1 protein-coding gene and 1 pseudogene are annotated in these 1127 nt (G+C 36.6%); both read left to right on the top strand.

All coding sequences use genetic code 11. The features are described from left to right. Window positions 1-324 (top strand): annotated as a pseudogene (locus AC3DU7_RS29535) (biotin synthase BioB); the annotation flags it as partial. A gap of 194 nt (window positions 325-518) precedes the next feature. Next, window positions 519-1103, top strand: coding sequence for a biotin transporter BioY (locus AC3DU7_RS29530; protein WP_488042811.1), 585 nt, complete (start codon window positions 519-521; stop codon window positions 1101-1103). The last annotated feature ends 24 nt before the right edge of the window (window positions 1104-1127 follow it).

The following is a 1127-nucleotide window of genomic DNA, read 5'->3' as shown; positions in this document are numbered from 1 at the left end:
GTTGAGTCTGTACCCTTAAATTTATTAAACCCTCGTGAAGGTACACCTTTAGGTGAATTGCCAAAGTTAGACCCCTACGATGCTTTGAAGGCGATCGCTATTTTCCGTCTGATTTTACCAGAGCAAATTATTCGCTACGCTGGTGGCCGGGAAGCTGTTATGGGAGAATTGCAAACCTTGGGCTTAAAGGCTGGTATTAATGCTATGTTAATTGGCCATTATCTGACTACTCTTGGTCAACCTCCAGAAACAGACCAAGCCATGCTTGAATCTTTAGGTCTCAAAGGTGGGGAAGCTCCTATTCCAAAAGCATTCAGCTATTAGCTGTCAGCTATCAGCAATAAGGCTAAGTTTATGTAGTAAGCTCTAATTTGACGTTAGTTAATAAATTGTTATCTAAAACCAAAAACAATAGCTGATGGCTGATGGCTGACGGCTGTTTGCGCAGCATTCCGTAGGAAATGCTTACAGAGGTGGTATAATAATTTTTTATATTTAAGAAATAATTGTTAATTGCCGTGACAATTACAGTTCAACTACTTTGGGCAATTACAGGTTTACTCTTGACAATTGCTGCAACATTTTTACCCGCCTCTTTTGCAAGTCCAACTTGGATTTGGGAACAACAAGAAGTTAAAACTTTTTCGTTAGGAGTAACTTACCAAGTTGGTGCTGTTTTGTTTGTCGGTTGTTTGGGTGGAAAAAATGCTGCTGTTATTTCTCAAATTGCTTATATATTTTTAGGTCTAACTTTATTGCCTGTCTTTAGTCAAGGTGGTGGTATAGGTTATTTGAGAGAACCTAGTTTTGGTTATTTATTGGGTTTTATTCCTGGGGCATGGATATGTGGAAATTTGGCTTTTCAAGCATATCCCAAGCTAGAATCATTAACTTTTAGTTGTTTATGCGGTTTGTTAAGTATTCATGCAACTGGATTAAGTTATCTAATTATTAGCAGTATTTTCGGCTGGAAAAAGGTAGAGTCATTATCTTTATTTGAAGCTATATATAGATATTCTATTTTTCCTTTACCAGGACAACTAGGAATTATATGTGCTGTAGCAGTTATGGCTTATTTACTGCGACGTTTACTATTTTATTAGAGATATCTAAATTATCAAATAGAA

It is taken from the genome of Okeania sp., assembly GCF_983059655.1.
This window is presented reverse-complemented; position numbering and strand designations above follow the sequence as displayed.